24 protein-coding genes are annotated in these 26,884 nt (G+C 74.4%); 2 read left to right on the top strand and 22 right to left on the bottom strand.

The window, feature by feature from the left end:
* Positions 1-10 precede the first annotated feature (10 nt).
* From nuoN to EDF32_RS07585, 16 genes are all read right to left on the bottom strand, one after another.
* Complete coding sequence (gene nuoN, locus EDF32_RS07660) at positions 11-1,714, bottom strand: NADH-quinone oxidoreductase subunit NuoN (RefSeq protein ID WP_123307927.1); 1,704 nt, start codon at positions 1,712-1,714, stop codon at positions 11-13.
* A complete protein-coding gene (locus EDF32_RS07655) occupies positions 1,711-3,267 on the bottom strand; it encodes an NADH-quinone oxidoreductase subunit M (protein ID WP_233565787.1) in 1,557 nt (518 codons plus the stop codon). Before EDF32_RS07655 ends, nuoN begins: the two co-directional genes overlap by 4 nt.
* A 13-nt stretch (positions 3,268-3,280) precedes the next feature.
* Positions 3,281-5,305: an NADH-quinone oxidoreductase subunit L gene (gene nuoL, locus EDF32_RS07650; RefSeq protein WP_233565786.1), complete on the bottom strand. Its 2,025-nt coding sequence runs from the start codon at positions 5,303-5,305 to the stop codon at positions 3,281-3,283.
* 10 nt (positions 5,306-5,315) lie between these two features.
* Positions 5,316-5,615: an NADH-quinone oxidoreductase subunit NuoK gene (gene nuoK / locus EDF32_RS07645; RefSeq protein WP_123307926.1), complete on the bottom strand. Its 300-nt coding sequence runs from the start codon at positions 5,613-5,615 to the stop codon at positions 5,316-5,318.
* 1 nt (position 5,616) lies between these two features.
* A complete protein-coding gene (locus EDF32_RS07640) occupies positions 5,617-6,471 on the bottom strand; it encodes an NADH-quinone oxidoreductase subunit J (protein ID WP_123307925.1) in 855 nt (284 codons plus the stop codon).
* Positions 6,468-7,160 carry an NADH-quinone oxidoreductase subunit NuoI gene (gene nuoI, locus EDF32_RS07635; RefSeq protein ID WP_123307924.1) on the bottom strand — a complete coding sequence of 231 codons (693 nt, stop codon included), beginning with the start codon at positions 7,158-7,160 and terminating at the stop codon, positions 6,468-6,470. The genes EDF32_RS07640 and nuoI overlap by 4 nt, the downstream gene beginning before the upstream one ends.
* Complete coding sequence (gene nuoH, locus EDF32_RS07630) at positions 7,153-8,517, bottom strand: NADH-quinone oxidoreductase subunit NuoH (RefSeq protein ID WP_123307923.1); 1,365 nt, start codon at positions 8,515-8,517, stop codon at positions 7,153-7,155. The genes nuoI and nuoH overlap by 8 nt, the downstream gene beginning before the upstream one ends.
* Positions 8,514-11,156 carry an NADH-quinone oxidoreductase subunit G gene (locus tag EDF32_RS07625; protein WP_123307922.1) on the bottom strand — a complete coding sequence of 881 codons (2,643 nt, stop codon included), beginning with the start codon at positions 11,154-11,156 and terminating at the stop codon, positions 8,514-8,516. Before EDF32_RS07625 ends, nuoH begins: the two co-directional genes overlap by 4 nt.
* Positions 11,153-12,493, bottom strand: a complete 1,341-nt coding sequence (gene nuoF, locus EDF32_RS07620) for an NADH-quinone oxidoreductase subunit NuoF (protein WP_123307921.1) — start codon at positions 12,491-12,493, stop codon at positions 11,153-11,155. Before nuoF ends, EDF32_RS07625 begins: the two co-directional genes overlap by 4 nt.
* Complete coding sequence (gene nuoE / locus EDF32_RS07615; RefSeq protein ID WP_123307920.1) at positions 12,490-13,428, bottom strand: NADH-quinone oxidoreductase subunit NuoE; 939 nt, start codon at positions 13,426-13,428, stop codon at positions 12,490-12,492. Before nuoE ends, nuoF begins: the two co-directional genes overlap by 4 nt.
* Positions 13,425-14,711: an NADH-quinone oxidoreductase subunit D gene (locus EDF32_RS07610; RefSeq protein WP_123308064.1), complete on the bottom strand. Its 1,287-nt coding sequence runs from the start codon at positions 14,709-14,711 to the stop codon at positions 13,425-13,427. Before EDF32_RS07610 ends, nuoE begins: the two co-directional genes overlap by 4 nt.
* 65 nt (positions 14,712-14,776) lie before the next feature.
* Positions 14,777-15,532: an NADH-quinone oxidoreductase subunit C gene (locus tag EDF32_RS07605; RefSeq protein ID WP_123307919.1), complete on the bottom strand. Its 756-nt coding sequence runs from the start codon at positions 15,530-15,532 to the stop codon at positions 14,777-14,779.
* Entirely contained in the window at positions 15,529-16,080 is a 552-nt protein-coding gene (locus EDF32_RS07600) for an NADH-quinone oxidoreductase subunit B family protein (RefSeq protein WP_123307918.1), read from the bottom strand. Before EDF32_RS07600 ends, EDF32_RS07605 begins: the two co-directional genes overlap by 4 nt.
* Positions 16,081-16,119: 39 nt before the next feature.
* A complete protein-coding gene (locus EDF32_RS07595) occupies positions 16,120-16,482 on the bottom strand; it encodes an NADH-quinone oxidoreductase subunit A (protein WP_123307917.1) in 363 nt (120 codons plus the stop codon).
* Positions 16,483-16,516: 34 nt separating this feature from the next.
* Positions 16,517-17,821 (bottom strand): geranylgeranyl reductase family protein, encoded by a 1,305-nt coding sequence (locus EDF32_RS07590; protein WP_123307916.1) that lies wholly within the window; start codon positions 17,819-17,821, stop codon positions 16,517-16,519.
* A gap of 135 nt (positions 17,822-17,956) precedes the next feature.
* Positions 17,957-18,652 carry a demethylmenaquinone methyltransferase gene (locus EDF32_RS07585; protein WP_123307915.1) on the bottom strand — a complete coding sequence of 232 codons (696 nt, stop codon included), beginning with the start codon at positions 18,650-18,652 and terminating at the stop codon, positions 17,957-17,959.
* A 70-nt stretch (positions 18,653-18,722) separates the two neighbouring features.
* Between EDF32_RS07585 and EDF32_RS07580 the strand changes: the two genes are divergently transcribed.
* Both EDF32_RS07580 and EDF32_RS07575 read left to right on the top strand, forming a co-directional pair.
* Positions 18,723-20,117 carry an isochorismate synthase MenF gene (locus EDF32_RS07580; RefSeq protein WP_123307914.1) on the top strand — a complete coding sequence of 465 codons (1,395 nt, stop codon included), beginning with the start codon at positions 18,723-18,725 and terminating at the stop codon, positions 20,115-20,117.
* Positions 20,118-20,212: 95 nt separating this feature from the next.
* A complete protein-coding gene (locus EDF32_RS07575) occupies positions 20,213-20,668 on the top strand; it encodes a GNAT family N-acetyltransferase (protein WP_123307913.1) in 456 nt (151 codons plus the stop codon).
* Between the two features lie 76 nt (positions 20,669-20,744).
* Here the strand turns inward: EDF32_RS07575 and EDF32_RS07570 are convergent, their stop codons facing one another.
* The 6 genes from EDF32_RS07570 to EDF32_RS07545 all read right to left on the bottom strand — a co-directional run bounded on the left by EDF32_RS07570 (position 20,745) and on the right by EDF32_RS07545 (position 26,860).
* Positions 20,745-22,448: a S1C family serine protease gene (locus tag EDF32_RS07570; RefSeq protein WP_123308063.1), complete on the bottom strand. Its 1,704-nt coding sequence runs from the start codon at positions 22,446-22,448 to the stop codon at positions 20,745-20,747.
* Positions 22,449-22,523: 75 nt separating this feature from the next.
* Positions 22,524-24,272, bottom strand: coding sequence for a 2-succinyl-5-enolpyruvyl-6-hydroxy-3-cyclohexene-1-carboxylic-acid synthase (gene menD / locus EDF32_RS07565; RefSeq protein ID WP_233565785.1), 1,749 nt, complete (start codon positions 24,270-24,272; stop codon positions 22,524-22,526).
* Positions 24,269-25,264 (bottom strand): o-succinylbenzoate synthase, encoded by a 996-nt coding sequence (locus tag EDF32_RS07560; protein ID WP_123307912.1) that lies wholly within the window; start codon positions 25,262-25,264, stop codon positions 24,269-24,271. Before EDF32_RS07560 ends, menD begins: the two co-directional genes overlap by 4 nt.
* 37 nt (positions 25,265-25,301) lie before the next feature.
* A complete protein-coding gene (locus tag EDF32_RS07555; protein ID WP_123307911.1) occupies positions 25,302-25,886 on the bottom strand; it encodes a maleylpyruvate isomerase family mycothiol-dependent enzyme in 585 nt (194 codons plus the stop codon).
* 9 nt (positions 25,887-25,895) lie between these two features.
* A complete protein-coding gene (locus tag EDF32_RS07550; RefSeq protein ID WP_123307910.1) occupies positions 25,896-26,537 on the bottom strand; it encodes a TetR/AcrR family transcriptional regulator in 642 nt (213 codons plus the stop codon).
* The gene (locus tag EDF32_RS07545) at positions 26,537-26,860 is read right to left on the bottom strand and encodes a multidrug efflux SMR transporter (RefSeq protein ID WP_123307909.1); all 324 of its coding nucleotides are present in this window, start codon (positions 26,858-26,860) and stop codon (positions 26,537-26,539) included. The genes EDF32_RS07550 and EDF32_RS07545 overlap by 1 nt, the downstream gene beginning before the upstream one ends.
* Positions 26,861-26,884: the final 24 nt, after the last annotated feature.

Genomic DNA, 26,884 nt, shown 5'->3' with positions numbered 1-26,884 from the left:
ATCTACCGCTCTAGCCGAGCAGTCCGAGAACCGAGGACGGGAAGACGCCCAGGCCCAGGACACCGGCCGCGCACAGGACCAGCGCGACGAGCACCGGCGCGCGGGGGCGCAGCGCCGTGACGGCGTCGGCCCCCTCCCCCTCCTCGGGCGACGTGAAGTACATGAGCACGATGATCCGCACGTAGAAGAACACCGCCACGGCCGAGGCGAGGACGCCGACCAGCGCGAGGACCCAGGAGCCGCCGGCGACCGCGGAGGAGAAGACCCCGAACTTCGCGACGAAGCCCGCCGTCAGCGGGATGCCCGCCATCGACAGCAGGAAGAGGGAGAAGAGCGCCGCGAGCCACGGGCTGCGCCGCCCGAGGCCGACCCACTGGGACAGGTGGGTCGCCTCGCCCAGCACCACGGGTGCCTCGTCCGCCGTCGGCGCCGCGGGCGAGGCGCCCGGCTCGGGCGCGGTCGCACCGGACGCCCCGACGAGCTGCTCGGCGCGGGCCGTGGACGACGACGTCTCGCGCACCAGCGTGACCACCGCGAACGCCCCGACCACCGCCAGCCCGTAGGCGAGCAGGTAGAAGACGAGCGACGAGAGGGCCGAGCCCAGCGCGTCGCCGTCGGCGGCCGCGAGCATCCCCACCACGCCGACGAGGATGAAGCCGGTGTGGGCGACCGCCGAGTAGCCGAGGATGCGCTTCATGTCGACCTGCAGCAGGGACACGACCGTGCCGACCACCATCGAGGCGATCGCGGCGGCCCAGAGCGCGACGACGAGGCCGTCGTACGCGTCGGGCAGGCCCGCGCGCATCCCGGCGCCCACCACGACCAGGACGCGGATCATCGCGCCGAACGCGGCGGCCTTGGTGCAGGCCGCCATGAAGCCCGTGACCGGGGTGGGCGCGCCCTGGTAGACGTCCGGCGTCCACAGGTGGAACGGGGCGGCACCGACCTTGAACAGCAGACCGGCGAGCACGAAGAGCGCCCCGACGAGGGCCATCGCGCCGACGCCGTCCGGCCCGCTCGCCGCCTGCCCGAGCGCCTGGCCCAGGTCCGTGATCTTCACCGAGCCGGCGGCGCCGTAGAGCAGCGCGGTGCCGAAGAGGAACAGCGCCGAGGCGAACGCGCCGAGCAGGAAGTACTTGAACGAGGCCTCCTGGCTCAGCAGCCGGCGCCGGCGGGCGGTCGCGGTGAGCACGTACAGCGGGAGCGAGAGCACCTCGAGCGCCACGAACATCGTCAGCAGGTCCCCCGCGGCGGGGAAGATCATCATGCCGCCGGTCGCGAACAGCGTCAGGGGGAAGACCTCCGTCTGCTCCAGGCCGCGGCGCTGGGCGAGGTCCTCGTACGGCGTGCCCGGCACCGCGGCGGCCGACGGCGCGAACGCGTCCTGGCCGGCCGCGCTGCGGTCGGCGATCACGAGGACCGCGACCGCGGCGAGCACCACGACGACGGCCTGCACCGAGGCGCCGAAGCCGTCGAGCTGGTAGGCGCCGCCGAGCACGGACCGCCCGCCCTCGGTGCGCACCGTGTGCCACAGCACGGCGATCGCCACGAAGGCCCCGACGAGGGCGGCGAGCGCCAGCGTCAGCTGGGTCGCCCGCCGGGCCCGGGCCGGCACGAACGCCTCGACGAGGACGCCGACCACGCCGGCGCCGAGGACGACCAGGACCGGCGCCAGCGCCGCCCAGTCGACCGTGGGTGCGAAGAAGCTGCTCACGAGTCACTCCCGTCGGTGGTGCCGGCCGAGGCCGCCGCAGGTTCGGTCACGCCGATCGTCGCCATCGTCTGCTCGGCCGGCGCGCGCACCAGGTCGAGCGCCGGGGCGGGGTACAGCCCGAGCACGAGCAGGGCCGCGAGCAGCGGCCCGACGACCCAGCGTTCGCGGGCGACGAGGTCCGGCATCGTCTCCAGCCCGTCCCGCACCGGCCCGGTGAAGACGCGCTGGTAGGTCAGCAGCACGTACAGCGCCGCGAGCACGACGCCGATCGTCGCCACGACGGCCGCCGGGCCGTTCGACGCGTACGTGCCGAGGAACACCATGATCTCGGAGACGAACGTGGACAGGCCCGGCAGCGAGAGCGCCGACAGGCCGGCGACGAGGAACGTGCCCGCGAGCACGGGCACCACCTTCTGCAGGCCGCCGTAGTCGGCGATCCGCTGCGAGCGTTCCGGGTGGCGCGCGACGAGGAACCCGGCGACCAGGAAGAGCGCGCCGGTGGAGATGCCGTGGTTGAGCATGTAGAGCGAGGAACCGGACACGCTCAGCCGGGTGAACGCGAAGATCCCCAGGACGATGAAGCCGAAGTGCGACACCGAGGTGTACGCCACGAGCCGCATCAGGTCCTTCTGGCCGATCGCGAGGATCGCGCCGTAGAGGATCGAGACGACGGCGAGCACGATCACCACCGGCGCCGCCCACCGGCTCGCCTCCGGGAACAGCGGCAGGCACAGGGTGAGCATGCCGAACGTGCCGACCTTGTCGAGCACGCCCACGAGCAGGGCGGACGTGCCCGCCGGGGCCGACTGGGCGGCGTCGGCCAGCCAGGTGTGCACCGGGAACAGCGGGGCCTTGATCGCGAAGGCGAGGAAGAACCCGAGGAACAGCAGCCGCTCGGTGCTGCGCCCCATGTCGAGGCCGACGAGGTTGTCCGTGAGGAAGCCCTGCTCGCCGCCCGGACCCTGCTGGTACAGGGCGATGACCGCCACGAGCATGACGAGCCCGCCGGCGAGGGAGAAGATCAGGAACTTGATCGCCGCGTACCGGCGCTGGGCGCCGCGCCCGAACGCCCCGATCATGAAGTAGACCGGGATCAGCATCGCCTCGAACAGGACGTAGAAGAAGAAGACGTCCCGCGCCGCGAACACCGCGACCATGAAGGCCTCGAGCACCAGGACCAGCGCGAGGTAGCCGCCCGTGCGCCCGATGCCGCCGTCGGGGGCGAGGTTCTCCCGCCACGCCGCGCCGACCACCAGGGGCACCAGGCCGACGGCGAGGGCCACTAGCAGGAGCGAGACGCCGTCGACCCCCACCGCATAGCTCACCCCGAGCTGCGGGATCCACGAGTGCGTCTCGGCGAGCTGGTACGTCTGCGCGTTCGACGTGTCGAACTGGGTGAACGCCCCGACGAGCACGGCCACCTCCACGAGGGAGAACCCGAGGGTCACCCCTCGCACGCGGGTCCGTGCCGCCGTGGCACCCAGACCGAGCACCACGAGGGCACCCACGAGCGGCACGACGACGAGCGTCGTCAGCCAGGGGAAGTCGATCACTGCGGTCCCTTCCTCAGCTCGCCAGCGCCAGCGCGACGACGACGATCACGATGAGGCCACCGAGCATGATGGCCGCGTACGAGCGGACGTACCCGTTCTGCGCCTTGCGCCACGCCCCGCTCGCCCAGGTCAGCGCGCTGCCGATCCCGAGGAACGAGCCGTCCACGAGCTCGCGGTCCGCGTACACGAGCGTGCGCGTCAGGTACTGCCCCGGACGCATCACGACGTCCTCGTTGACGGCGTCCTGGTACAGGTCGCGGCGCGCCGCGCGGGTCAGCACCGAGCCGTGCGGCGGGGTCACCGGGACGTCCGCCACGGTGTACTGGCGCCAGGCCAGCGCGATCCCGGCGAGCACGAGCAGGAGGGTCAGGACGACGAGGAGCCAGACCGGCAGGACGGGCTCGCCGTGCTCGGCGTGCCCGGTCACCGGCTCGAGCCAGGTGACGAACGTGTCGCCCCAGGCGAGCAGGCCGCCGAGGGCCACCGAGCCGACCGCGAGGACGACCATCGGCACCGTCATCAGCCGCGGCGACTCGTGCGGGTGGCGCACCGGGCCGTCCTGCGGGCCCGCGCCGCCGACCGAGCCCGAGCCGTCGTTCCAGCGGCGCCGGCCGGTGAACGTCATGAAGAACAGCCGCGACATGTAGAACGCCGTGATCCCCGCTCCGAGCAGGGCGACGAGGCCGAAGACCCAGGCCCGCCACTCCTGGCCGTCGACCGGGACGAACGCCGCCTCGATGATCTTGTCCTTGGACCAGAAGCCGGAGAAGGGCGGGACGCCGAGGATGGCGAGCCACCCGAGGCCGAACGTCACGAACGTGACCTTCATGAAGCGCGACAGCCCGCCGAACCGGCGCATGTCCACGCCGTCGTCCATCCCGTGCATGACGGACCCGGCGCCGAGGAAGAGGCCGGCCTTGAAGAAGCCGTGCGTCACGAGGTGGAAGATCGCGAAGGCGTAGCCGATCGGTCCGAGCCCGGCGGCGAGGACCATGTACCCGATCTGCGACATGGTCGACGCCGCGAGGGCCTTCTTCAGGTCGTCCTTGGCCGAGCCGACGACCGCCCCGAAGAGCAGGGTGAGCGCCCCGACGACGACGACGACGAGCCGCGCGTCGGGCGCGCCGTCGAAGACCGGGGCCGAGCGCACCACGAGGTAGACGCCGGCGGTGACCATCGTCGCCGCGTGGATCAGGGCGGAGACGGGCGTCGGGCCGGCCATCGCGTCACCGAGCCACGCCTGCAGCGGCACCTGCGCCGACTTGCCGCAGGCCGCCAGCAGCAGCACGAGGCCCATGGCGGTGAGGATCCCGGTGCCCGCCGTCGGCGCCTGGTCGAAGACGGTGGCGAAGTCGACCGAGCCGAACGTCGAGAGCATGAGCATCATCGCCACGATCAGCCCGATGTCCCCGACGCGGTTCATCACGAACGCCTTCTTCGCGGCCACCGCGTTGGGGCGCTCGTGGTACCAGAAGCCGATGAGCAGGTAGGACGCGAGGCCCACGCCCTCCCAGCCGACGAAGAGCAGCAGGTAGGAGTCCGCGAGCACCAGGACGAGCATCGCCGCGACGAACAGGTTGAGGTAGCCGAAGAAGCGCCGGCGGTTCGGGTCGTGCTCCATGTACGCGACCGAGTAGACGTGGATCAGCGCGCCCACGAAGGTCACCAGCAGGACGAAGGTCACCGACAGCGGGTCGATCCGCAGCCCCGCGCTGACGTCGAGCGTGCCCGCCGGGATCCAGCGGTACAGGTGCTGGTCGTAGACGCGCTCGGCGGCGTCGAGGCCGGTGAGCCCGACCAGCAGGACGAGGCCGACGACGAACGCCCCGGCGGTCGTGAGCACGCCGAGCCAGTGGCCCCAGCGGTCGCCGCGGCGCCCGACGAGCAGGAGCACCGCCGCGCCCACGAGCGGCAGGAGGATCACCAGGGGGGCGAGCTGCAACGACGACGGGACGTCCGTGGAGACCGCCGAGGCCTGCGCGGGCAGCGAGGCGAGGGGCCCGAAGGGCATGACGGACGGCGACTGGGCCAGGAACATCGGTGCCCCTTCAGTTCTTCAGGAGGTTGACGTCGTCCACCGAGGCAGACCGGCGGGAACGGAAGATCGCGACGATGATCGCGAGCCCCACGACCACCTCCGCGGCGGCCACGACCATGACGAAGAACGCGATCACCTGGCCCTGCACGTCGCCGTGCATGCGCGCGAACGTCACGAACGCGAGGTTCGTCGCGTTGAGCATCAGCTCGACGCCCATGAAGACGATGATCGCGTTGCGGCGCAGCAGCACCGTGGCCGCACCGATCGAGAAGAGGATGCACGAGAGCACCACGTAGTGGGTCAGCTCCATGTCAGCGGTCCTCGCTCTCGCGGTCGGCGGGCCCGGCGGGTGCCGCGCCGGGCGGCTGCGCCTCCGGCGGCCCGTCGCGCAGGCTCAGCAGCGTGTGGTCCGGCGCGTGCTCGACCATGACCTCGCGCTCGGCCTCGAGGATCGAGCCGGCCGACCGCTCCTGGCCGCGCACCCGCAGGATCCGCGAGACCGAGTCCGGGATGGGCCGGCCCTGGGCGTCGAGCGCCGGGACGTCCATCGCGTTGTGCTGGGCGTAGACGCCGGGGGCCGGGAGCGGCGTGACCCGCCCGCCCTGGGGCAGCCGGGCGAACTTCTCCTCGGCGACCTCCCGCTGCCCGCGGTGGCGCTCCAGCCGGCGCCGGTGCGTGAGCACGAGCGCCGCGAGCGCGGCCGTCACGAGCAGGACCCCGACGACCTCGAACGCGAACACGTAGTCCGCGAAGAGGATCCGGGCGAGCGCGACCGGGTTGGTGACCTCGTCGGCGGGCAGCCCCTGCGCCGGCGGGAACGCGACCTGCGCGACGACGCCCACGAGCACCGCGGCGAGCCCGAGGGCCAGGACGACGCCCACCAGCCGCTGGCCCTTGATCGTCTCGACCAGCGAGTCGGACGAGTCGACGCCGACGAGCATCAGCACGAAGAGGAAGAGCATCATCACGGCGCCGGTGTAGACCACGATCTGCACCGCGCCGAGGAACGGCGCCTCCTGCGCGACGTACAGCACCGCGAGGCAGATCATCACGAACACGACCGCGACGGCGGCGTGCACGGCCTTGCGCGCGAAGAGCAGCCCGAGCGAGGCCAGCACCATCAGCGGCGCGAGGACCCAGAACAGGACGTCCTCCCCCGTGCTCATCGGGCCACCCCCTCGGCGGCGCTCGGCGCGGGGCCACCGGCGGGCGTCCCGTCCGGGGCGGGGGCCGCGGCGTCCGGCGCGGGGGCGTGCTCGCGCACCCACTCCTCCTGCGCCGGAGTCGGCCCGGTGACCTCGCCGCGGTAGTACTCGGTGTCCGTGGTGCCCTCGACCATCGGGTGCGGCGCGGGGAGCATGCCCTCCTGCAGCGGCGCGAGCAGGTCCTGCTTCTCGAAGATCATCTGCTCGCGCGTGTGGCTCGTGAGCTCGTAGTCGTTGGTCATGGTCAGCGCGCGGGTCGGGCACGCCTCGATGCACAGCGCGCAGAAGATGCAGCGCAGGTAGTTGATCTGGTAGACGCGGCCGTACCGCTCTCCCGGCGCCATGTGGCCGCCGTCGGGCAGGTCGGCGTTGTCCGCTCCCTCGACGTAGATCGCGTCGGCCGGGCACGCCCAGGCGCACAGCTCGCAGCCGATGCACTTCTCCAGCCCGTCCGCGTACCGGTTGAGCTGGTGGCGCCCGTGGTAGCGCGGCTGGGGCGGCACCTTCTCGCGGGGGTACTGCTCGGTGACCACCGGTCTGAACATCGAGGAGAACGTCACGCCGAAGCCGGCGACGGGCGCGAACAGCTCCTTGATGCCCGACGGCTTCGGGATCAGCGACTCGTACGGGGTGGGGGCGTCGTCAGCCACGGGGTGCCTCCTCGGTCGTCGTGTCGGGGACGGTCGTCGTGTCGGGGACGTTGACGACGTCGGCGGGCCGGCGTCGAGGGGACGGCGGGAGGCTCTGGCCGGGCAGCGGCGGCACGGGGAACCCGCCCGCGAAGGCGTCGAGCTCCGGCGGCGCCGCACCCGCGGCGCCCGCCCCGTCCGGCGTCTTCTCCTTCTCCGGCCAGAACCACAGCACGACGAGCAGGACGACGGCCACGGCACCCGCGCCGATGAGGAACCCCCGGGTGTCGACGTCGCCGAACTCGCGCACGCCCTGGGCGACGGAGAGCAGCACGACCCAGCCGAGCGCGAACGGGATGAGGATCTTCCAGCCGAACTTCATGAACTGGTCGTAGCGCAGGCGCAGCAGGGTGCCGCGCACCCAGACGAAGACGAACATGAAGGCCCACATCTTCACGAGGAACCAGAGGATCGGCCACCAGTCCTGGTTGAACATGCCGTCGTTGACCGCGGACAGCGGCCACGGCGCGCGCCAGCCGCCCATGAAGAGGGTCGTCGCGATGGCGGAGACGTTGAGCATGTTGATGTACTCCGCCAGGAAGAACCAGGCGAACTTCATCGACGAGTACTCGGTCATGTAGCCGCCGACGAGCTCTCCCTCGGCCTCGGGGAGGTCGAACGGGAGGCGGTTCGTCTCGCCGATCATCGAGATGACGTAGATGACGAAGGCCGGCAGCAGCGGCAGGAACCACCACAGCTGGCGCTGCGAGTCGACGATCTCGGACGTCGACATCGAGCCCGACATGACGAAGACCGTCACCAGCGACAGGCCCATCGCGAGCTCGTAGCTGATCACCTGGGCGGTCGAGCGCACCGAGCCCAGGAGCGGGTACGTCGACGCGGACGACCAGCCGCCGAGCACGATCCCGTACACGCCCAGCGAGGCGCAGGCCAGGATGTAGAGCACCGCGACGGGGAAGTCCGTCAGCTGCGCCGGGGTGACGTAGTCCGTCCACGGGATGCGCACCGCGGGCCCGAACGGGATCACGGCGAAGACCAGCACCGAGCAGAACACCGAGATCATCGGCGCGAGCAGGTAGACGAACTTGTCGGCCGCGCGGACCGTGATGTCCTCCTTGAGCAGGAGCTTCATCGCGTCCGCCAGGGACTGCAGGAGGCCGAACGGCCCGTGCACGTTCGGGCCCGGGCGCAGCTGCATGCGCGCCACGACCTTGCGCTCGAACCAGATGGCGACGAGCACGCTCGTCAGCAGGAACGCGACGATCAGCACCGCCTTGACCAGGTAGGTCCAGCCGTTGTCCTGCGAGAAGTCCGCGGCGACCCCGGCGATGCCGGGCGTCTGCGTGGGCACGGTCATCGCTGCTCCCCCTCGTTCGCGGTGCGGCCGTCCCCGCGGGGGGCGGCGGCGCCGGCGGACCCGATCCTGACCGTGTCGCCGGGCGCGGCGCCCAGCGACTCGTGCACCGCGCTGCCCGGCGAGCGCATCGGCACCCAGACGACGTGGTCGACCATCTCCGTCACCGCGACGGGCAGCGTGAGGGCTCCGCGGTCGCTGGCCACCGTGACGAGGTCGCCGTCGGCGAGGCCCGCCGACGCGGCCGTCGCGGCGGACAGGCGGGCCACCGGGCGCTTGGCGGTGCCTGCGAGGAACGCCTCGCCGTCCTGGCCGCGCCCCGCGTCCAGCAGCATGCGCCAGGACGCCAGCACCGCGGTGCCGGGCTCGACCGCCGGCGGCTCCAGCGCGTCGAGGTCCGGGGCCGCGACGCGCGCGCCCGTCCACGCACCCAGGCGCGCGAGGTCGGCCTGCACCGCCTCGCGCGTCGGCAGGCCGAGCTCCGCGCCGAGCGCCGCCGCGAGGGCGTCGAGGACCCGGTGGTCGGCCATGGCGGTCGACTCGAGCACCTGCCGGAACGGTCGCGGGCGACCCTCCCAGCCCAGGTACGTGCCGGCACGCTCCGTCGGCGCGGCGACCGGCAGGACGACGTCGGCCGCCTGCGTCACCTCCGACGCGCGGACCTCCAGCGAGACGACGAACGACGCCTGGGCGAGCGCGCGCCGGGCGTGCGCCGGGTCGGGGAGGTCGGAGACCTCCACGCCGCCGACGACGACGCCAGCGAGCTGCCCGACGGCGAGCGCGTCGAGGATCTCCGCGGTCGAGCGCCCCGGCTCCGCCGGCAGCGCCCCCACGCCCCAGGCGCCGGCCACCTCGGCGCGCGCCGCGGCGTCCGCGGCGGGCCGCCCGCCCGGCAGGAGGTTCGGCAGCGTGCCGGTCTCGACACCCGCGCGCTCCCCGACGCGGCGCGGGATCCACGCGACGCGAGCCCCGGTGCGCCCCGCGAGCCGCAGCACCGCGCTGTACCCGCCGGCCACGGAGGCGAGCCGCTCCCCCACGAGGATCAGCGAGCCCTCGGCCGCGAGCGCCTGCGACGCCTGCGCCACGGCCTCGGTGCCGTCCGCGCTGCCGTCCGCGGCGCCGTCCGCGATCCCGTCGAGCCACTCGGCCTCGGTCCCGGGGGCGGCCGGGAGCAGCGTGCCGTCCATCCGCTCGAGCCCCCGCGTCGTGAACGGCGCGACGGAGAAGACCCGCACGCCGTGGCGCTGCGCTCCCTTGCGCAGGCGCAGGAACGGCACGCCGGCCTCCTCCTCCGCCTCGAGCCCCACGAGCAGCACCGTGGGCGCGTGCTCGAGGTCGGCGAACGTCACGCCGATGCCGGAGCCCGCGACGGTGGCGGCCAGGAACTCGGCCTCCTCGTCGCTGTGCACGCGCGCCCGGTGGTCGACGTCGTTGGTGCCGAGCGCGACGCGGGCGAGCTTCGCGTACGCGTACGCGTCCTCCACCGTGAGCCGGCCGCCGGGCAGGACCGCGACCCCGCCCGCCTCCCGGGCCGCGGCGAGGCCCTCGCCGGCGAGCTCGAGCGCCTCGACCCAGCTCGCGGGCCGCAGCGCTCCGCGGGTGCCGTCCTCGGCGAGGTCGCGCACCAGCGGCGTCGTGAGGCGGTCGGGCGCCGACTGCCAGTGGAACGCGAAGCGGTCCTTGTCGGTGATCCACTCCTCGTTGACCGCGGGGTCGTCGCCCGCCAGGCGGCGCAGCACGACGCCGCGCCGGTGGTCGACGCGGACCGCGGACGCGCTCGAGTCGTGCTCGGCGACCGACGGCGTCGAGACCAGGTCGAACGGGCGCGAGCGGAACCGGTAGGCGGCGCTGGTGAGCGCCCCGACCGGGCAGATCTGGATGGTGTTCCCGCTGAAGTAGGACGAGAAGGTCGCCCCGGACTCGTCCGCGATCGCCGCCCCGACGGGCACGTCGGCCCCGGGCGCGTCCCCCGGGGGCTCCGCGAACCCGAGGACGTCCTCGTCGAACCGGCCGATCTGCTGGGCGGCACCCCGCTTCTGCAGGTCGATGAACGGGTCGCCGGCGATCTCCGCCGAGAACCGCGTGCACCGCTGGCACAGGATGCAGCGCTCGCGGTCCAGGAGGATCTGGGTGGAGACGGCGAGCGGCTTGGGGAACGTGCGCTTGGGGTCCACGAGCCGCGACGTCGGCCGCCCGTTGCTCATCGCCTGGTTCTGCAGCGGGCACTCGCCGCCCTTGTCGCACACCGGGCAGTCGAGCGGGTGGTTGATCAGGAGCAGCTCCATGACCCCGTGCTGCGCCTTGTCCGCCACCGGCGACGTCGCCTGCGTGCTGACGACCATGCCGGGGGACGCGGTCAGCGTGCACGAGGCCTGGGGCTTCGGCATCGGCCGGAGGGTGCCCTCGCGGTCCGGCGCCGAGACCTCGACGAGGCACTGGCGGCACGCCCCCGCCGGCTCGAGCAGGGGGTGGTCGCAGAACCGCGGTATCTGGATCCCGAGCTCCTCCGCGGCGCGGATCACGAGCGTGCCCTTGGCCACGGTCGTCTCGATCCCGTCGATCGTGAAGGTGACCTCGTCCGACGGCGCGGGTCGCTTCTCCCCGCCCGCCGCGGCAGGGCCGGTGGTCGTCGTGGCGGTCATCGGTGCGCCCCCGCCCCGGTCAGCGCGCGCTGCTCCCGCGGCGCGTGCTCGAAGAGCGCGGACCTCGACCGGTCGAAGGGGCACGCCCCGCCGGTGATGTGCGCCTCGTACTCCTCGCGGAAGTGCTGGATGCTCGACGTGATGGGCGAGGTCGCGCCGTCGCCCAGGGCGCAGAACGCCCGGCCGAGGATGTTGTCGCAGACGTCGAGCAGCACGTCGAGGTCCTCCTGCGTCCCCTGCCCGGCCTCGACCCGCAGCAGCACGGCCCGCAGCCAGTAGGTGCCCTCGCGGCAGGGCGTGCACTTGCCGCACGACTCGTGCGCGTAGAACTCCGTCCAGCGCGCCACGGCCCGCACGACGCACGTCGTCTCGTCGAAGATCTGCAGGGCGCGCGTGCCGAGCATCGATCCCGCGGCCCCGACGGACTCGTAGTCCAGGGGCACGTCGAGGTGCTCGGCCGTGAACAGCGGCGTGGACGAGCCGCCGGGCGTCCAGAACTTCAGCTCGTGCCCCTCGCGCACCCCGCCGGCCATGTCCAGCAGCTCCCGCAGCGTGATCCCGAGCGGGGCCTCGTACTGCCCGGGCCGGCGCACGTGGCCCGACAGGGAGAAGAGCCCGTGCCCCGTGGACCGCTCCGTGCCGAGCCCCTTGAACCAGTCGGCGCCCCGCGTGACGATCCCGGGCACGCTGGCGATCGACTCGACGTTGTTGACCACGGTCGGCCGCGCGTACAGGCCGGCGACGGCGGGGAACGGCGGCTTGAGGCGCGGCTGGCCGCGCAGGCCCTCCAGCGAGTCGAGCAGCGCCGTCTCCTCCCCGCAGATGTACGCGCCGGCACCGGCGTGCACCGTGACGTCGAGGTCGTAGCCGCTGCCGAGCACGTCCTTGCCGAGCAGCCCGGCGGCGTACGCCTCCTCGACGGCGCGCAGCAGGCGCCGGTAGACGTGCAGCACCTCCCCGCGGACATAGACGAACGCGTGGTGGCACCCGATCGCGAAGGACGTGATCGCGACACCCTCGACCAGCAGGTGGGGCGAGGCGAGCATCAACGGGATGTCCTTGCAGGTCCCGGGCTCGGACTCGTCGGCGTTGACGACGAGGTACCGCGGCCCGCCGTCGTCGGGCGGCAGGAAGCTCCACTTGAGGCCGGTGGGGAACCCGGCCCCGCCGCGGCCGCGCAGGCCGGAGTCCTTGACGAGCGCGACCAGGTCGGCCGGCTCGCGCCGCAGCGCCTGCTCGAGGCCGGCGTACCCGCCGCCGTCGCGGTAGGCGTCGAGCGTCCACGAGCGGTCGGCGTCCCAGCCGTCGCTCAGGACGGGGGTGAGCGGAGAGGTCACTGGTCTGTCTCCTTCGACTCGTCCACCTCGTCGGACGGCGGGGGTCCGCCGGGCGAGACGTCGTCCGACGTCTCGGGCTCGCGCTCGGCGCTCGAGCCCTGCTCGCCGACCGCGGGGGTCGCCTGCCCGGGCGCGTGCGGCGCGGACTCGCTCTCGACGGCCTCGGGCGCGGCGGCGCCGTCCTCGCCCGAGCCTGCGCCGCCCTCGTCCGTCTCGGGCCCGGGCGCCGCCCAGCCGTTCTCGCGGGCGAGGCGCAGCCCCACGAGCGTCGCGTCGCCCGCGCCGACGCCCTCGTCGGCGCGCCCGTCCGGGAACCCGGCCAGGACCCTGCTCATCTGGCGGAACGAGCACACGCTCGCCGCGCCGCGCGTGGGGACCACGGGGGCGTCGTCGGCCGTCAGCCGGTCCGCGAGCTCCCGCGCGGAGTCCGCGGTCTGGTTGTCGAAGAACTCCCAGTTGACCATCACGACCGGCGCGTAGTCGCAGGCGGCGTTGCACTCGACCCGCTCGAGCGTGATCTTGCCGTCCTCGGTCGTCTCGTCGTGCCCGACGTCGAGGTGCTCGCTGAGGGAGTCGAAGATCTCGTCTCCCCCCATCACCGCGCACAGGGTGTTGGTGCACACGCCGACGGTGTACTTCCCGTTCGGGTGGCGCTTGTACTGGGTGTAGAAGGTCGCCACGGCCGAGACCTGCGCCGCCGTCAGCCCGAGCTGCTCGGCGCAGAACGCGATGCCGTCGCGCGAGACGTAGCTCTCCTCGGACTGCACGAGGTGCAGCATCGGCAGCAGCGCGGAGCGCGCCCGCGGGTAGCGGGCGACGATCGCCGCGGCGTCGGCGGCGAGCCGCTCGTACGTCGCGGCGTCGTAGGTGCAGCCCGCCGCGCGCACGGTCCCGGGCTCGACGGGGCCGGGGGCGCCCTGGGTCTGAGCGGTCATCGGTCGACTCCTCCGAGCACCGGGTCGAGCGAGGCGACGGCGACGACGACGTCGGCGACCTGGCCCCCCTCGCACACCGCGGCGACAGCCTGCAGGTTGTTGAAGGACGGGTCCCGGAAGTGGGCCCGGTACGGGCGCGTCCCGCCGTCGGAGACGACGTGCACGCCCAGCTCGCCGCGCGGCGCCTCGACGGTCTGCCACGCCTGTCCCGCCGGGACCCGGAAGCCCTCCGTCACCAGCTTGAAGTGGTGGATCAGGGCCTCCATCGAGTAGCCCATGATCTCGCGGATGTGCTCGAGCGAGTTGCCCTGGCCGTCGGTGCCGATCGCGAGCTGCGAGGGCAGCGCGATCTTCCTGTCCGCGACCATCACGGGCTGGCCGTCCGTGGCGTCGAGCCGCTCGAGGCACTGCTCGACGATCCGCAGCGACTGGTAGCACTCCTCGATGCGCACGACCGCGCGGCCGTAGCAGTCCGCGTCGGACGACGTCGGCACGTCGAAGTCGTAGGTCTCGTACCCGCAGTACGGCGCCGTCTTGCGCACGTCGTAGGGCAGGCCCGCCGAGCGCAGCACGGGCCCGGTCATCCCGAGCGCCATGCAGCCCGTCAGCGACAGGTGCCCGGTGCCGACGAGGCGCGCCTTGAAGATCGGGTTGGCGAGCATGAGGTCGCCGAGCTGGACGAGGTAGGAGCGGAGCTTCGGCAGGACCGACCGGACCTGGTCGGCGAGGCCGACCGGCGTGTCCTGGACGACGCCCCCCGGCCGGACGTACGCGTGGTTCATCCGCAGCCCGGTGATGGCCTCCAGGAGCCGGAGGATCTCCTCGCGCGCCGTGAAGCCGAGGGTCATGATGGTCGTCGCGCCCATCTCGTTCCCCCCGGTGCCGAGGCACACGAGGTGGGAGGAGACGCGGTTGAGCTCCATGACGAGCACGCGGATGATGCTCGCCCGCTCCGGGACGTCGTCGGTGATCCCGAGCAGCTTCTCCGTGGCGAGGCAGAACCCGGTCTCCTGGAAGAGCGGCGCGAGGTAGTCCATCCGGGTGCAGAACGTCACGCCCTGCGTCCAGGTGCGGAACTCCATGTTCTTCTCGATGCCGGTGTGCAGGTAGCCGATGCCGCACCGCGCCTCGCGGACCGTCTCGCCGTCGATCTCCAGCATGAGGCGCAGCACGCCGTGCGTGGAGGGGTGCTGCGGGCCCATGTTGACGACGATGCGCTCCTCGCCGAGGTCGGCGGCCTCGGCCGCGATGTCGGCCCAGTCGCCGCCGGACGCCTCGAACATCGGGGCGTCGTCGAAGCCCGCGTCCGGTCCGGTCGCGTGCGGGGCCTGCGCCCCGGTCGAGGTGCTCACGAGTACGACCTCCTCTGGTCTGCCGGGGGCACCGTCGCGCCCTTGTACTCCACGGGGATCCCGCCCAGCGGGTAGTCCTTGCGCTGCGGGTGCCCGGGCCAGTCGTCGGGCATCTCGATCCGCGCGAGCGCGGGGTGGCCGTCGAAGACGAGACCGAAGAAGTCCCAGGTCTCGCGCTCGTGCCAGTCGTTGGCCGGGTAGACGCCCACGGTCGAGGGGACGTGCGGGTCGGCGTCCGGGGCCGAGACCTCGAGCCGCAGCGAGCGCCCGTGCGTCACCGACGTCAGGTGGTAGACGGCGTGCAGCTCGCGGCCCGCCTCGTGCGGGTAGTGCACCCCGCTGACGCCGAGGCTGAGCTCGAAGCGCAGGTCCTGCTCGTCGCGCAGGGCCTGGCAGACGGCGACGAGGTGCTCGCGGCGCACGTGCAGCGTGAGCTCGGCGTGAGGCCCGGGCGGGTCGACGACGACCTTCTCGACCGCCGCGCCGAGCGAGGACCCCGACTCGGCGAGCACCTCGCCGAGGAGGTCGACGACGTCGTCGAACCAGCCGCCGTAGGGACGCGCCGCGGGGCCGGGCATCGCGACGGGGCGCACCAGGCCGCCGTAGCCGCTGGTGTCCCCCGTGCCGTGCGCGCCGAACAGCCCGTGGCGCACCTCGACGACCTCGAGCGGGCCCGGGCCCTCGCCGCCGGAGACCGGCAGCCCGGCGCGAGGGCCGGAGACGTCGTCGGTGTGCGGGGCGTTCTCCGTCATCGCAGGAGCCCCTTCATCTGGTGGGTCGGGGTGGCCTCGAGCGCGGCGGCCTCCGCGGCCCGGGCCGCCTCGACGCGGTTGGCACCGAGCGGCGTGGAGCCGATCTGCTCGTGCAGCGCGAGGATCGCGTGGACGAGCATCTCCGGGCGCGGCGGGCAGCCGGGCAGGTACACGTCCACGGGGACGATGTGGTCGACGCCCTGGACGATGGCGTAGTTGTTGAACATCCCGCCGCTGCTCGCGCACACGCCCATGGACAGCACCCACTTGGGGGCGGCCATCTGGTCGTAGACCTGGCGCACGACGGGCGCCATCTTCTGGCTCACCCGGCCGGCCACGATCATCAGGTCGGCCTGGCGCGGCGAGGCGCGGAAGACCTCCATGCCGTAGCGCGACAGGTCGAAGCGCGAGGCGCCGGCCGCCATCATCTCGATCGCGCAGCACGCGAGCCCGAACGTCACGGGCCACAGCGACGCCTTGCGGAAGTACCCCGCGAGGTCCTCGACCGTCGTGAGCAGGAACCCCGACGGTGCCTCTTCGATACCCATGCCGCTACCTCCGCCTCGTCCGTCCGGCCCGTGCCGCCGTCAGTCCCACTCGAGCCCACCCCGCCGCCACTCGTAGACGAACGGGACCGTGATGAGCACGAGGAACGACATCATGGCGACGAGCCCGAACGTGGCGAGCTCCGCGAAGTCCAGGGCCCACGGGTAGAGGAAGACGACCTCGATGTCGAAGACGATGAACGTCATCGCCACCAGGTAGTACTTGATCGGGAAGCGCCCGCCGCCGACGGCGTGCGGCGTCGGCTGGATGCCGCACTCGTACGCCTCGAGCTTGGCGCGGTTGTAGCGCTTGGGCCCGATGACCGCGCTGGCCGTGACGCCACCGAGCGCGAGCACGGCTCCGATCCCGATGATGAACAGGAGCGGCACGTAGGGATTTGTCATCGATGATCTCCTCGTGGGGTGGCGTCGGCGCGGGTCATGAGGCGGGGACCACCCGCGTCAGCCCCGCGATGACCCGGTCGACCCAGTCACCGCCGCGGGGCTCGTAGCAGTCGGACAGCAGCTTGAGCACGAACTTCATGACCACCGGCCGCGGGAGCCCGTAGCGCGTGCACAGCCGCATGATCTCCGGGTGCTCGATCAGTCGCACGAAGTACCGCCCGAGCGTGTAGTACCCGCCCAGGTCCTCGCGCATGGTCCGCGGGTAGCGGGCGAGCGCACGCTCCCGCGCGGCGGGCGTCGAGCGGGTCCGGGCCTGGGCGATCACGTCGGCCGCGACCCGCCCCGCCTGGAGCGCGTAGGCGATGCCCTCGCCGTTGAACGGGCTGACCATGCCGCCGGAGTCGCCGACCAGGAGCATGCCGCGGGTGTACAGCGGGCTGCGGTTGAAACCCATCGGCAGCGCGGCGCCCCGCACCGGCGCGATCTGGTTCTCCGGGGTGAAGCCCCACTCCGCCGGGGTGTTCGCCATCCACCGGGCGAAGAGGTCCTTGTAGTCGACGCCCGCCCGGGACTGGCGCGCGGGGCTCGAGCTGACCGAGCCCAGGCCCACGTTCGCGGTGCCGTCGCCGAGCGCGAAGATCCAGCCGTACCCGGGCAGGAGGTTCGACCGGCCGGGCTCCCCGTCCCACAGCTCGAGGTGGCTCTCCATCCACGCGTCGTCGTGGCGAGGAGTCGTGAAGTAGGTGCGGACCGCGACGCCGACGGGGCGGTCCTCGCGCTTCTCGAGGCCGAGCGCGGTCGCGAAGCGGGACGAGACGCCGTCGGCCGCGACGACGACGGGCGCGCGGTAGGTGGTCTCCTCGCCCGTGCGGCGGCCCGCGTCGTCGACCGCCCGGGCACGCACGCCGACGACGCGGCCGGTGCGCTCCTCGAGCAGCGGCCCGGTCACCGCGGTGCGCTGGCGCAGCTCTGCGCCGGTGCGCACGGCGTGCTCGGCGAGCGTGTGGTCCAGGTTCTGCCGCGAGCGCGCGAGCCCGTACGACGGGTAGGACGCCAGGTCCGGCCACGGCAGCTCCCAGCGGCGCCCGCCGGCGACGACCCGCAGGCCCTCGTTGCGGATCCAGCCGGCGTCCACGCCGGTGGGCACGCCCATCCGTACGAGCTCCGCCACCGCGCGCGGTGTCAGCCCGTCGCCGCAGATCTTGTCGCGCGGAAAGGCGGCCTTCTCGAGCAGCAGCACCGACAGCCCGGCGGCGGCGCAGTAGTGCGCGGTCGCGGAGCCTCCCGGTCCGGCGCCGACGACGATGACGTCGGCGTCGTCCCTGCTGGTCGCCTGCACCTGTGCTCCTCGCTACCCCGGGAGGGCGTCCCGGACCCGGCCTCGGCGCCGACTTTGTGAAGTGGCGCACAACGATCGTTCACACCATAGCCACGACGTCTCCAGATGTGTACCAAGGGCACCCTTCCCTGCCGCTCAGGCCGGGCGGGCACCCCGGTGCAGCGCCACCACGCCGCCCGTCAGGTTGCGGTAGGCGACCCGCTCCCAGCCCGCGTCGAGCATGGCGTGGGCCAGGCCGTCCTGGTCCGGCCAGGCGCGGATCGACTCGGCGAGGTACTCGTAGGAGCCGGCGTCCTTGGTGATCAGGCCCGCCACGACGGGCAGCGCGCGCACGAGGTACTCGGTGTACACCGTCCGGAACGGCGCCCACGTCGGGTCCGAGAACTCGCAGATCACGACGCGGCCGCCGGGGCGCACGACGCGCAGCATCTCGCGCAGCGCCGCGTCCGTGTCGACGACGTTGCGCAGCCCGAAGGAGATCGTCACGGCGTCGAAGCTGGCGTCGGCGAACGGCAGCGCCGTCGCGTCCCCCGCGACGAACGGCAGGTCGGGGCGGCGCGCCTTGCCCTCGGCGAGCATGCCGACGGAGAAGTCGCAGGGCACGACCTCGACCGCGTCGGCCGCGAACGGCTCGCTCGAGGTGCCCGTCCCGGCGGCGAGGTCGAGCACCCGCTCCCCCGGCATCGCGGCGACCGCGTCGACCGTCAGGCGCCGCCAGCGGCGGTCCTGCCAGAGCGAGAGGACGTCGTTGGTGAGGTCGTAGCGACGGGCGATCCCGTCGAACATCGAGGCGACCTCGGAGGGCTGCTTGTCCAGGCTGGCGCGCGACATGCGCCCATCGTTCCACGCGGGCGGTGCCGTGGGCGCCCGGCCCTCGCGGCGCGGCTTACCCTGAACCCTGATGACAGCCGAGCACCCCGGACCCGCGCGCGGCACCGCGCCCGCGGCACGCCCGACGCCCCAGCAGCTGGTGGTCCGCACCGTGGCCGTCGACGACCTCCCGGACGGGACGGGCGCCCTCGTCGACCTCCTGCCCGACGACGCGCCGCTCGCCTGGGTGCGGCGCGGCGACGGCATCGTCGGGTGGGGCGAGGCGCTGCGCCTCGAGTCCTGGGGTCCCGGACGGTTCGCCGACGCCGAGGCCGCCTGGCAGGAGGTCCTCGCCCACGCCGTCGTGCGCGACGAGGTGCGCCTGCCCGGCTCGGGGGCGGTCGCGTTCGGCTCCTTCGCCTTCGACGACTCGCCCACCGACCCCGACGCCCTCGACGACCCGGTGGCCGACGACGCGGTCCCGGCCGGGGTGCTCGTCGTGCCCCGCGTCGTGGTCGGGCGCCGCGGAGGCACGACGTGGCTCACCACGATCGACGCCGACGGGTCCCTCACCAGCGCGCCGGGCGGGCACCTGCTCGACGCCACCGGGCGGGCGCCCGTCGGGACGCCGGGCGCGGTGCGGACCACGGCCGGCGCGCAGGCGCCCGACGACTGGAAGGCCGCCGTCGAGGAGGCGACCGCCCGCATCCGCGCCGGGCGGCTCGACAAGGTCGTGCTCGCGCGCGACGTGGTCGCCCGCACCGAGCGCCCGGTCGACGCGCGCCACCTGCTCGGGCGGCTCGCGACGGCGTACGAGGCCTGCTGGACCTTCTCCGTCGACGGGCTCGTCGGCGCGACGCCCGAGCTGCTGGTGCGCTCGGAGAAGGGCCTGGTCACCTCGCGCGTGCTCGCGGGCACGATCCGCCGCTCCGACGACGTCGACCGCGACGGTCCGGACCCCGCGCTGTTCCTCGCCCGCTCGTCGAAGGACCTCGAGGAGCACGAGTACGCCGTCCGCTCGGTCGCCGACGCCCTCGCGCCGTTCTGCTCCTCCATGAACGTCCCGGAAGCGCCGTTCGTGCTGCACCTGCCCAACGTGCTGCACCTCGCGTCCGACGTCACGGGCGTCCTCGACACCCACGGGGCGCAGGGCGCCGCACCGACGAGCCTCGCGCTCGCCGCGGCCCTGCACCCCTCCGCGGCCGTGTGCGGGACGCCGACGACCGCCGCACGCGACCTGATCCACGAGGTCGAGGGCCTGGACCGCGGACGGTACGCCGCGCCCGTCGGCTGGCTGGGCGCGGACGGCGACGGCGAGTGGGGCATCGCGCTGCGCTCGTGCGAGATCTCGCGGAACGACCCCCGGACGGTGCGGCTGTTCGCCGGCTGCGGCATCGTCGCCGCGTCCGACCCGGCCGCCGAGCTCGCCGAGTCCGAGGCCAAGCTGGAGCCGGTGCGCTACGCGCTGGGGGCGGACGGCCGGTAGGCGCCGCGACCCCGCGGAGCGGGCGGTCCGGGCCCGAGCGGGTGAGATCGCCAGGACCCCGCCGCGCGGGCGTCGCCCGCTGATAGTTTCGTCCCGTGCCCTCGCCCCCGCGCCTCCCGCCTGCCGACGGTCTCGTGGTGCGGCGCGCGACGACCGGCGACCGCGAGGCCGTGTGGCCCCTCGTGCGTCACGTCCCGGGGGGCGCTCCCCCGCGCGAGGCCTACGACCGTGCGTTCGGGACCCTGACGAACCTGCTGGACACCTGCCTCGTCGTCGCGGAGACCCCCGACGACGGGCTCGCCGGCTACCTCCTGGCCGACCACCGCCACACGCTCGCGACGGGCGGCCCCGTCGTGTGGGTCTCGGAGGTCGCGGTGCTGCCGGCCGTGCGCGGCCGTGGTCTGGGCCGCGCGCTCGTGCACGCGGCGGAGGAGTGGGGCCGCACCGGCGGCGCCGCGCGCGTCTGCCTCGCCACGTCCGGCGCCACCGGCTTCTACCGGGCGCTCGGCTACACCGAGGACACGACGCACTTCGGCCGCGCCCTGCCCTGACGCGCCCGGCTCCCCGGAGCCCGAGAGGCCCGCGGCGTCCCTCGGGCGCCACGGGCCTCTCGCGGGAGCGGTCGGGTCACTGACCCTCGAACAGCTTCTGCAGCCAGTCCGGCACGTTGTTCGGGTTGGTCGGGTCGGTGCCCTGGTCGCCCTGCTGGCCGTCCTGGCCCTGCTGGCCGTCCTGACCCTGGTCGCCCTGCTGGCCGTCCTCGCCCTCCTGGCCCTGCTGGGCGTCCTGCTGGTCGGCGCTGGTCGCGAAGGTGACGTCGACCTTCTCGGTCTTGCCGTCGCGCACCAGCGTGAGCGTCGCCTTGTCGCCCGCGGACCGCTCGCGCACGTACCCCGTGAGCGACTCGGCGCCGCTGACCGCGTCGCCGTCGATCGCGACGATGACGTCCCCGGTCTTGATCTTCGCGTCCGACGCCGGCGAGCCGTCGGTGACGCTGACGACCTGGGCGCCGCGGCGGGTGACGCCGTCCGCGGTCGCCGAGGTGTCCTGCAGGCTCACGCCGAGGAACGCGTGCTCCGCGGTCCCGTCGTCGATGAGCTGCGAGCTGACGTTCTTCGCGAGGTCGGCCGGGATGGCGAAGCCGAGCCCGATCGACCCGGACTGGCCGCTGGTCGAGCCGCTCGAGAGCGACGCGATGGACGAGGTGATGCCGATGACCTGGCCCTGCGCGTTGAACAGCGGCCCGCCGGAGTTGCCCGGGTTGATCGCCGCGTCGATCTGGATGGCGTTCGTGACCACCTGGTCGCTGCCGTCCTCGCCGGACGCCGAGACGGGGCGGTCCACCGCCGAGACGATGCCGGTCGTCGCCGTGTTCGCGAGGCCGAGCGGGTTGCCCACCGCGAGGACGGGCTCGCCGACCTGCACGTCGTCGGACTCGCCGACCGTGGCCGGCTTGAGGTCCTTCGGGGCGTCCTTGATCTGCACGACCGCGAGGTCCGTCGTCGGGTCCGTGCCGACGATCGTCGCCTCGTAGAGGCGCCCGTCGCTCAGGGTCACGCCGACGCTCTGGGCGCCGGAGACGACGTGGTTGTTCGTCAGCACGTGGCCCTTGTCGTCGATGATGACGCCCGAGCCCTCGGCACCGCCCTGCTGCGTGGTCACCTGGATCGCGACGACCGACGGCGACACGGTGGTGGTGACGGCCTCCCAGTCCGGGTTGTCGGCCGTCGAGCCCTTGAGGCTCGTGTCCGACTTCGAGGCCGACGACGAGCCGACGTCCTGCAGCGAGGCCGACGACGCGTCGTCGTCGAACGCGCTGCCGATGGCCGCGGTGCCGATGCTCGCCAGCAGCGCGCCGCCGACGGCCGCGACCGTCACCGGCAGCCAGATGCTGCGCTCGCGGGGAGACTTCGTCGTGGTGGTGCCCGCACCGCCCTGGCCCTGCCAGCCCTGCTGCTGGCCCTGCTGCTGGCCCTGCTGCGCGTAGGGGTACTGGCCCTGCTGGCCCTGCTGGCCGTACTGGCCCGGCTGGCCGTAGCCGTAGCCGCCCTGCTGGTGCTGGGTCGGCTGGCCCTGCGGCCGGTGCGCGTACGGGTCGTGCTGCGGCTGCTGCTGGGTCTGCTGCTGCTGCGGGTGGTCCTGGGCGTACGCGCCGTAGCGCGGCTGCTGCGGGCCCTGCGGCTGCGCGGGGCCCTGCGGCTGCGCGGCCTCGATCGGCTGCGTCTCGGCGATCTGGGGGTGCTGGTCCGCGCCGTCGGCACGCACGTCGCGGTGCTGGTCGTCCGGGGTGCTGCCCTGAGCCGGCTGGTCCGGCGTGCGGTCGTCGCTCATCACATGGCCTCCTTGATTCGTGACCCACTCAACACCCCGTGCCTGGAGCGCGGCTTGAGCATTCCTGGGAGTTGTCTAGGAATCGCCGACGGCGGCGCGCAGCCGCTCCCCCAGCGCGCGGCGGTCGTCGCGCCGCACCGGGACCGAGACGACGTCGACCCCGCGCACCGGCCGCGCCAGCGCGCGGCGCAGCTCCTCGCGGTCCCCGACCCGCAGGTGCGCGACGCCGTAGCCCGCGCACAGCGCGGCGAGGTCGGCGCCGTGCGGGGTGGCGAACACCCGCTCGAAGGTGCGCGCGGCGCCCTGCGACCCCTGCGCGACCCCGCCCTGCTCGAGGGTCGCGAAGATCGACCCGCCGTCGTCGTCGACCACCACGACCCGCAGGTCGGGCACGGGCTCGTCCGGTCCGCGCAGCAGCCCGCCGACGTCGTGCAGGAAGGTCAGGTCGCCCATCAGCGCGAGGACGGGACGGCCCGCGCCGAGCGCGACACCGCTCGCGGTCGAGACCGTGCCGTCGATCCCGGCGAGGCCGCGGTTCGCGACGACGGGCGGCACGGGTCCGGTGCCGACGGCGAGGTCGAGGTCGCGCACCGGGGTGGACGAGCCCACCACCAGCACCTGGTCCGCGCCGCAGGCGGCCAGCACGTCCTCGGCCACGGCCGGCCCGCCGAGCGCCCGCGCCGCCTCGCGCCGCACGGCCTCGGCGGCCCGGGCCCCGGCGTCGCGCCACTCCCGCAGCCACGCCTCCGGGCCGCGCGCGCCGGCGAGCCAGACGTCCGGCGGGCCCGGGAGCACGAGGTCCGCGCCCCGCGCCGCGTCCGGCCACGGGGCGCCGCCCGGCGCGACGACGACGACCGTGACGTCCGGCCGGCCGAGCAGCGTCTGGACCGGCCGCGAGAGCGTCGGGCGCCCGACGACGACCGCGCGCGCCACCCGCCCGCCGAGGGCGGTGCCGAGGAGCAACCGGTACGCGGCGACGTGGTCCGGCCCCCCGGCGGCGCCCGACGACGGCTCCGCGAGCAGGGGCCAGCCGCGCGCCGCAGAGAGCTCGCGCACCCACGGGCCGGCGCCGTCGCCCGCGACGAGGACGGTCGCCGGCTCGTCCGCACCCGTGCGCACGAGGTGGGCGACGTCGTCGGGCACCTCGACGACCGGACGGGCGGGGACGACGACGGGGCGCCCGGCGGGACTCACCGGCGCCTCGCCGCTCGCGGCGTCCTGCGGCACCGGGACGAGCGGGTCGCGGTAGGCCACGTCCAGGTGCACCGGGCCGGGGTCGCCCGTGCGCGTCCCGAGCGCGGCCGTGAGCGCCCGCGCGAGCACGGCGCGCAGGTCGCGCTCCTCGCCGGGGCGCCCGTCGGGGGCCGGGACGTCGACGGCGTGGCGCACCGCGGAGCCGTACAGGCCCACCTGGTCGGTGGTCTGGTTCGCGCCGGTCCCCCGCAGCTCGTGCGGGCGGTCCGCGGTCACGACGACGAGCGGCACCCCGCCGTGGTGGGCCTCGAGCACGGCCGGGTGCAGGTTCGCGGTCGCGGTGCCCGACGTCGTCACGACCGCGACGGCGGCCGGCTCGCCGGCCAGCGCCGCGCCCTTGGCGAGCCCGAGCGCGAGGAACCCGGCCGAGCGCTCGTCGACGCGCACGTGCAGGCGCACCTCGCCGCGCACCTCGGCGTCGGCGAGGGCGTAGGCGAGCGGTGCGCTGCGCGAGCCCGGGCACAGGACCACGTCGCGGACCCCGTGCGCGAGGAGCTCGGCCACCAGGACGCGCCCCGCGAGCACCGCGGGCGGCTGCCGCACCGCGCCGGCCTCCGGCACGCCGCTCACCGGGGCACCGCGCTGGGCGCCGCGCGTGCGGCGAGCGCCTCGACGCGCTCGACCCGCTGCGCCCACCACCGCGCCGTCGGGTCGTCCGGGTCGAGCGCCACGGCCGCGAGCGACGCCGCGTCCGGCACGGCGCGGCGGACGGCGATCGCCCCGTCGACGGGCTCGAGGCGCTCGGCCACCGCGTCGTGCTCGAGGAGCTGCGTGGTGGCCAGCCCGCAGGCGTACGGCAGCTCGGGCAGCGCCGCCGCGAGGGCGAGGCCGGCGGCGATGCCGACGGACGTCTCGATCGCCGAGGAGACGACCACGGGCAGCCCGACCCGCTCCGCGAGCTCGAGGCACGCCCGGACCCCGCCGAGCGGCTGGACCTTGAGCACGACGACGTCGGCGGCCTCGGCGCGGACCACGGCGAACGGGTCCTCGGCGCGGCGGATCGACTCGTCGGCGGCGACCGGGACGTCCACGGCGCGGCGCACGGCGGCGAGGTCCTCGACGCCCGCGCAGGGTTGCTCGACGTACTCGAGCCCGCCGGCGGCCCGGTCGAGCCGCGCGACGCGGGCGCGCGCCTCGTCACGGTCCCAGGCACCGTTCGCGTCGATCCGCACGCGCCCGCCGGGCCCGATCGCGTCGCGCACCGCCTCGAGGCGGGCGACCTCCGCGGCGAGCGGCTCGAGGGAGCCGTCCGCGAGGCGCTGGGCGACCTTGACCTTCGCGGTGCGGCAGCCGGCGGACCCCGTCACGACGGCGTGCGCGCGCTCCGGGCCGACGGCCGGGACGGTGACGTTGACGGGGACGCGGTCACGCACCGGCGCGGGCCAGCCGACGTCCGCGGCCTCCCGGGCGGCGCGCCACCAGGCGAGCGCCTCGGCGTCGTCGTACTCGTGGAACGGGGAGAACTCTCCCCACCCCGCCGGGCCCTGCAGGAGGACCCCGTCGCGGGCGTCGAGCCCGCGGAAGCGCAGGCGCAGGGGGGTGCGGTAGACGGTGACGGGCACCCGTCCAGGGTAGTGCGCGCCGTCCGGGCGTCGCGTCTCAGGCCTCGCGCCCCGCGAAGGCGGCGACGCGCTGGTAGGCGTTCGCGCCGTCGGGCGCGGGCCGCTCGGGGCCGAAGGCCTCCCCGCGCGTCTCGGGCGTCAGGTTCGCGCGCATGAACGCCAGCCCGCGGTCCGCGACCTCCGGGTCGAGGTCGCCGGTGGGGCGGCCGAGGGCGGTGGCGAGGTCCCAGGTGTGCACGGCCAGCTCGGCGCACACCCAGTCCGTGCCCTCCTGGCCGCGCGCCGCGTCCAGCACGTCGTGCGCCTGCGCGCGGAAGGCGCCCGCGGGGTCGCCCCCCGCGGCGGGGGCGGGCGCCGACCAGTCGACGCTCTCGCCCCGCAGCATGCGCGCCATCCCCGCGCTCGAGGTCAGGACGTGGTCGACGAGGTCGGCGACGGTCCACCGCTCGCACGGCGTCGGGTCGTCGCGCACGTCCGGGCCGACGGCGTCGAGCAGGGCGGCGAGCTGGTCCAGGCCGTGCGTCAGGGCCCGTTCGTCGGGGGTCTGCCCGTCGGAGGCCTGCCCGTCGGGGGTCTGGTCGTCGGGGGCCTGGCCGTGAGAGGAACCGTCGTCGGTCGTCATCGTCCGAGCCTAGGTCGCGGCGGCGGCGCCGCCACCGGACGCGAGCACCTGCTCGACGAGCTCGATCGCGAAGGCACGCACGTCGCGACCCTCGGCGAGCGCGGTGACCGCGGCGCCGTCGATCACCGCGACCAGGAGCGGCGCGGCCGGGGCGACGCCCAGCACGGCGGTCAGCTCGACGAGCGCCGCGTCGAGCGCGACGCGGCCGCGGGCGTAGGCGGACTCGAGCGCGACGCTGCGGCCCGCGCCGACGAGCTGTTCGTAGAAGCCGCGCACGGCGGTCCGGTCGCCGACGGGCAGGGTGGCGTCCACGAGGATCTCGGCGCTGCGCCGCCGGCCCGCGGAGGTGTCGCCGACCTCGCCGCGCCCCACCGCCTCCCGGGCGACGCCGAGCTGGCGCGTGGCGCCGGCGGCCCAGTCCGCGGAGAGCAGCGCGCCGGCGTCGGCGACGATCTCGTCGAGGCCATCGAAGTAGTAGGTGGTCGACGCCAGCGGCACCCCGGCCTCCGCGGCGACGGCGCGGTGGCTGAGAGCCGCGGGCCCGTCGCGCAGGATGATGTCGGCCGCCGCCCGCACGAGCTCCGCGCGCCGCCTCTCCCCGCGCGCCTGGCGCCGCGGCCGGTGCGGCGCAGCGGGGCCGTCGTCGGTCATCAGTGCCCTCCCCCGGCCAGGTTGAGCCCGACGACGCCCGCGACGATCAGCACGAGGGAGACGACCTTGAGGACCGAGAGGCTCTCGCCCAGGAGCACGACCCCGAGGACCGCCGTGAGCGTGGCGCCGATCCCGACCCACACGGCGTAGGCGGTGCCGACCGGCAGCGTGCGCAGGGCGTAGGACAGGCCGAGCATGCTCGCCGCCAGGAGGACGACGAACCCGACGCTCGGCCACAGCCGGGAGAACCCCTCCGACGCCTTGAGGCTCAGGGCCCAGCCCGCCTCGAGCGCGCCGGACACCACCAGGACGATCCACGCCACGAGGGCCCACCTCCGAATCAATAG

This window comes from Cellulomonas sp. PhB143 (genome assembly GCF_003752595.1).
Lineage (GTDB): Bacteria > Actinomycetota > Actinomycetes > Actinomycetales > Cellulomonadaceae > Paraoerskovia.
The sequence above is the reverse complement of the archived record's forward strand: the minus strand, read 5'-3'. Positions and strand labels throughout refer to the sequence as shown.